The following is a 6,000-nucleotide window of genomic DNA, read 5'->3' as shown; positions in this document are numbered from 1 at the left end:
CCCACCCAAACCCCCCCTTTGGGTCGTTCTCCCCCCTCTCCACCTTCTGTTCCCCCCCCCCCTAGGGTTTCTTTTCCTCCCCCCCCCCCCCCCCCCCCGGCCCGGGCGGGCAGAATGCAAGGACCCCTCAGGGGCGGTCAGTTCGTGGAGAGCATGCCCTCGCGCAGTCGGGCCAGCGTGCGCGACAGCAGGCGCGAGACGTGCATCTGGGAGACCCCGAGCCGTTCGCCGATCTCGGCCTGGGTGAGTTCCTCGACGAAGCGCCAGTGCAGGATCTTGCGGGAGCGTTCGTCGAGGTCGGCGATCATCGGCGCGAGGGCGTGGAAGTCCTCCACCAGCTCCAGGGCGGCGTCCTCGTCGCCGATGAAGTCGGCCAGGGCGGCCTCGCCGTCCTCGCCGGAGCCGATGGCGGCGTCCAGGGACGCGGATCGGTAGCCGTTGGACGCCAGCCGCGCCTCGACGACCTCCTCCTCGGGCAGGTTCATCAGCTGGGACAGCTCGGCGACGGTCGGCATGCGGCCCAGCCGGCTGCTCAGCTCCTCGGTGGCGCGGGCCAGCTGCACACGGGCCTCCTGGAGCCGGCGCGGCACGTGCACGGCCCAGGTGGTGTCGCGGAAGAACCGCTTGATCTCGCCCACGATGTAGGGGATGGAGAAGGAGGTGAACTCCACCTCGCGGGACAGCTCGAACCGGTCGATGGCCTTGATCAGACCGATCACGCCGACCTGGACGATGTCCTCCATCTCCTCCGGGTCCCGGCTGCGGAAGCGGGAGGCCGCGTAGCGCACCAGGGAGATGTTCATCTCGATCAGGGTGTTGCGTGCGTACTGGTACTCGGGGGTGCCCTCCTCCAGCACGTTCAGCTGCTGGAAGAACAGCCGGGTCAGTTCGCGTGCGTCCCGCGGTGCGATCTTTGCGGGGTCCGCGACCTCGGGCAGTCCGGCGCGCTGCGCCTGCGTCGTCGCTGACGTCGCGGTGATCATGGGTCCCTCCCCGGTTCGGTTTTCTTTCCCCGCCCGGCCCGCCTACCCCGGTCCCCGGCCTTCATGCGCCGTCCGGGCCGGCGGACTTTCCGTCCCGCCGTCGGAGGCGGTCAGCGGCGTACGCGGGCGGCGGTGGTCAGCTTGCGGGAGGTGGTGATCAGCTCCTGCCGCTCCTGGGCCGAACCCACCATCGGGCGGGAGCCGTTGAGCGGTACCTGGGCGCTCTCCGGCAGGAACCGCACGGTCACCAGACCGATCGCCCCGGCCACCATGAGGTAGTACGCGGGCACCAGGTCGTCGCCGGTGAGGTGCACGAGGGCTTCGGTCACCAGCGGGGTCGTGCCGCCGAACGCGGCGACGGCGAAGTTGAAGCCGATGCCCATGGCGGCGTAGCGGACGGCGGTCGGGAACAGCGCGGGCAGGGTGGCGGCGCTCGGCGCGGCGAAGCACGCCAGCAGCGTCGACAGGATCAGCACGCCGGCGACCGGCGCCCAGGTTCCCTCCGTCTTGAGCAGCAGGAAGGACGGCACGGCGAGGACGATCATCGCGACCGCCGCGACGCCGTAGACGGGGCGCCGGCCGATGTGGTCGCTGAGCCGTCCGACGAAGGTGATCAGCAGGACGATCCAGACCATGCCGACGAGCACCAGCAGGTCGGCGAAACCGCTGGATCGGCCGAGGTTCTCCGTCGCGTACGTCGGCAGGAAGCCGGTGACCATGTAGTTGGTGACGTTGTAGAGCAGCACCAGGCCCATGCAGACCAGCAGCGGCCGCCAGTGCCGTTGGACGATCGTCCTGAACTCGCTGCCCGCCGACGTCTGCGCGAGGCTCTGCTCATGGGCGTCCAACTGCTGCTGGAAGGCGGGCGATTCCTCGAGCCGGAGCCTCAGGTACAGGCCGATCACACCGAGCGGGCCGGCGATCAGGAACGGGATGCGCCAGCCCCAGGACAGCATCTGTGCGTCGGTGAGGGCGAGGTTCAGCAAGGTGACCAGGGCCGACCCCAGGGCGTAGCCCACGAAGGTGCCGAAGTCGAGCCAGCTGGACAGGAATCCGCGGCGGCGGTCGGGTGAGTACTCGGCGACGAAGGTGGTGGCGCCGCCGTACTCGCCGCCGGTGGAGAAGCCCTGCACCATGCGGGCGAGCAGCAGCAGGATCGGGGCGGCGATGCCGATGGTGGCGTAGCTGGGGATGAGGCCGATGGCGAAGGTGCCGGCCGCCATCATGATCATGGTGGTGGCGAGGACCTTCTGCCTTCCGAGGCGGTCTCCGAGGGGCCCGAAGACGAGCCCGCCGAGCGGTCGCACCACGAACGCCGCGGCGAACGTCGCGAAGGAGGAGATGACCTGGGCCGCGGGCGACGCGCCCGGGAAGAACACCTTGCCGAGGGTGGCGGCGAGGTAGCTGTAGACGCCGAAGTCGAACCACTCCATGCAGTTGCCGAGGGCGGAGGCGCCGACGGCCCGTTTCAGCAGCGGCGCCTCGACGACCTCCACGTCGTCCTCGCGGAAGGCGCCCTTGTTGCGTCGCAGCCTTCGCTTCAGGTCGTCGCGCACCTGCTCGGGCAGGTCGCCCGGGTCGTTTCCCACCGATCGCGTCCCCGACGGAGCGGACCGCGGATCGGGCATTGCACCGGCCACAGCGTTACCTCAGCGCCTTTCTCACGACGAGCTTCCCAGGGCGTTCCGTCGGGATCACGCGCTCCCGCGCCCTCCGTGGCGGATGCCCGTGTGTGTGCTTTTCACTCCTGCCCCACCGGTCGCGTCGGGTGCCGCTGGGGCGGGGTCGGGTCAGGCCAGACGCCTGCGGATCCGTTCGGCCTGGGTGTCGCGGTTCTGGGCGCGGTACAGGGTCAGGGCCCGGTGCCAGGCCGCTCGGGCACGGGAGGTGTCGCCCAGGACGTGGTGGGTCTCGGCGAGATGGGCGAGGGTGTCGGCCTCGTTGGAGGAGTCGGCGTGTTCGCGGAAGAGGACGAGGGCCTGTTCGTAGTGGTCCAGGGCCTCGGTGTGGCGGCCGGTGTGGTGGGCGATGTAGCCGAGGCTGTCGAGGGTGGAGGCGGCGTCGCCGGGGCGGCCGTGTGCCCGGTACAGCCGCAGTGCCTCCTCGCAGTGGGTGCGCGCCTGCGCGTAGCGGGCGAGTCGGGCGAGCATCCAGCCGACGGCGTTGAGCTGGTTGGCCTGCCAGACGGGGTGTTCGAGCCGCTGGTAGAGGGCGAGGGCGCGCCGGGCGTGTTCGAGGGCGCGCTCGTCGTCGCCGTACTGCTCCCAGACGCGGCCGAGGGTGCGGCAGATGTGGGCCTGGCCGGCGGTGTCGTCGGTGCGCTCGGCGAGGGTGAGGGCCCGGCCGAGGTGGTCGAGGGCCTGGCGGTGATCACCCGTCAGGGAGCGGGCGTGGCCGAGGCGCCAGTGGGCCAGTGCCAGGGGGCCGGGGTCGTCGCCGTGCCGTTCGGCGGCGGTCAGGGCGGCCTGCCAGACGGTGAGGTACTGGGCGAGGTGGTAGCCGCCCTGGTGGTAGGAGATGAGCGTCCAGGCCAGGTGCCAGACCTCGGGATGGCGGCCGGTGGTGAGGGCGAGGGACTGCACGGCGAGCAGGCAGGCGTGTTCGGTGTCGAACCACCGCAGGGCCTCGGTGGTGTCTGCGGGTCGCAGCGGGACGCAGCCGGGCGCCGGGGGCCGGGGTTGGACCGCGAAGGGCGTATGCGGGCCGTCCAGGAGCCGGTTGGCGGTGTGCGCGGTGTGGACGTGGAAGTCGACGAGCCGGGTCAGGGCCGCTTCGACGTCCTGCTCGGGGCGCCGGTGGGCGAGTTCGGCGGCGTAGAGGCGGACCAGGTCGTGCATGCGGTAGCGGCCGGGCCGGTCCTGTCGGATCAGGTGCGCGGACTCCAGTTCGGTCAGCAGCGCCCGGGTGCGGGCGGGGCCGAGGGCGGCGAGGCTCGCCGCGGCGGCGACGCCGATGTCCGGACCGGGGGCCAGGCCGAGGAGGGCGAAGAGGGTTCCGGCCGGCTCGGTGAGCGCGCGGTGCGAGGCGGCGAACGCGGCGCGCAGGTTGGCGGTGAGGTCGCCGATGTCCAGCGCGTCGAGGCGGTCGGTGGCCCGGCTCAGTTCGGCGGCGAGGCCGTCGAGGGGGAAGTCGGGGTGGGTGGCGGCGCGGGCGGCGACGATGCCGAGGGCCAGCGGCAGTCCGGCGCAGTGCTCGACCAGCGCGGCCACGGCCTCGGGTTCGGCGGCGACGCGGCGTTCGCCGAGGTGGCCGGCGAGCAGGCGGTGGGCGTCGTCCCGGCCGAGGACGTCGAGCGGCAGTGGCCGGGCGCCGTGCGTGGCGACGAGCGCGGTCAGCCGGCTGCGGCTGGTGACGAGCACGGTGCACGAGGGGCTGCCCGGGAGCAGGGGGCGGACCTGGTCGGCGTCGCGGGCGTCGTCCAGGACGACGAGCAGGCGCCGCCTCGCGACCAGGCTCCGGTAGAGCGCGGTCTGCGCGTCCAGGCCGGGCGGGAGGGAGTCGGGGTCGGCGCCGAGCGCGTCGAGGAACCCGCGCACCGCCAGAGCCGGGGACAGGGGTGGTGCGGCCGGGTCGAAGCCGCGCAGGTTCACATAGAGCTGTCCGTCCGGGAACCGGTGGGTGTGGTCGTGCGCCCAGCGCAGCGCCAGCCAGGTCTTTCCGATGCCCCCGACGCCGCCGATCGCGGTGATCACCACGGTGCCGCCGGGGCCGTCGCCCGCGGCTGCTTCCAACGCCTCGGTGAGCCGGTCCAGTTCCTTGTCCCGGCCGGTGAACACCGCGGGCGGAGCGGGCAGTTGGCGGGGGACGGTCACCGTCGGCGAGGCCGGGGCGGTCGCCGCCGCAGCCGGTCGGGGGGCGGTCGGCTCAGGGTCGCCGGCGAGGATCCGCTGGTGCAGGTCCCGCAGGGGCACCCCGGGGTCCACGCCGAGTTCCTCGGCGAGCCGGTCACGGGTGCGCCGGTAGTGGGCCAGGGCGTCGGCGGCCCGGCCGGACCCGTACAGGGCGAGCATCAGCTGGCCGGCGAGCCGCTCGTCCAGCGGGTGGTCCTCGGCCCGCGCGGTGAGGTCGGCGAGCAACGCGCCGTGGCGGCCCTGCCGCAGGGCGAGGTCGTTGCGGTCCAGTTCGGCGGCGAGGCGCTCACGGCCGAGAGCCGCGCGCTGGGCGTCGAACCAGGGCGTGTCCAGGCCGGCGAACGCCTCCGCCCGCCACAGGCCGAGCGCCTCTTCGAGCAGGGCGGCGGCACGTCGGTCGTCCTCGGCGGTCCGGGCCCGGTCCACCAGGTCGCGGAAGCGGTGCAGGTCCACCGCCGAGGCGTCGACGTCGAGCCGGTAGCCCCCGGGTTCCTTCGCGATGCGCACGCCGGCGTCCTCGGCGCCGCTCAGCGCCTGCCGCAGACGGGACAGATAGCTGTAGAGGGTGGAGCGGTACCGCTGCGGTGGACGGTCCGCCCAGACGCGGTCGGCCAGCCGGTCCACCGTGACGGTGCGGTTGGCGTCGACGACGAGAGCCGCCAGGACGCCTCGCTGCCGGAGGTGTCCGACGTCCAGCCGCCGGCCGTCGATCAGGACCTCGATGTCACCGAGCACCGTGAACCGCGCCGTCACCGCGCCGATCCCCCCGTCCGCGCCGCCTGTCCACCCGGCCTGCGGCCGGTTCTCCCCTCCACCCTGACCCGGAGATCCGGGAGATGCCCGAGGTTCGGTCGGAGTCGGCCGGAAACAGTGGGTCGAGCGATGCCCGTACGGGGGCGGGCACCTCACCCCCCGCGAGCGCCGTCGCGGCGCCGTCGGCACGACGGCCTGCGGGAGGCGGCGGCACGCGCTGCCCGGCCGGCCGGACGACCCCCGGTCCCCCGCCTGTCCCCGGCCCGGACCGGGACGAGTCGCACATCACACCGAACTGCATCAAGATGGGCATCAGGTCCTGTGCCGCGCTCATCGGCGTCCTGCCGCCACCGACCGTTCCCCGTCCTCGACGGGGCCTGCCCGGCACGGGACCGCTGTCCGCCACCGTGCGC

3 protein-coding genes are annotated in these 6,000 nt (G+C 73.2%); all 3 read right to left on the bottom strand.

Features of this window, described 5'->3' with window-relative positions:
* Window positions 1-137: 137 nt before the first annotated feature.
* The 3 genes from ACZ4YY_RS20405 to ACZ4YY_RS20395 all read right to left on the bottom strand — a co-directional run bounded on the left by ACZ4YY_RS20405 (window position 138) and on the right by ACZ4YY_RS20395 (window position 5,587).
* Entirely contained in the window at window positions 138-983 is an 846-nt protein-coding gene (locus ACZ4YY_RS20405) for an RNA polymerase sigma factor SigF (protein ID WP_468291796.1), read from the bottom strand.
* Window positions 984-1,093: 110 nt separating this feature from the next.
* Window positions 1,094-2,611 carry an MFS transporter gene (locus ACZ4YY_RS20400; protein WP_468292141.1) on the bottom strand — a complete coding sequence of 506 codons (1,518 nt, stop codon included), beginning with the start codon at window positions 2,609-2,611 and terminating at the stop codon, window positions 1,094-1,096.
* Between the two features lie 162 nt (window positions 2,612-2,773).
* Window positions 2,774-5,587, bottom strand: coding sequence for an AfsR/SARP family transcriptional regulator (locus ACZ4YY_RS20395; RefSeq protein ID WP_468291792.1), 2,814 nt, complete (start codon window positions 5,585-5,587; stop codon window positions 2,774-2,776).
* Window positions 5,588-6,000: the final 413 nt, after the last annotated feature.

The organism is Streptomyces sp. NPDC030143, assembly GCF_055573695.1.
The sequence above is the reverse complement of the archived record's forward strand: the minus strand, read 5'-3'. Positions and strand labels throughout refer to the sequence as shown.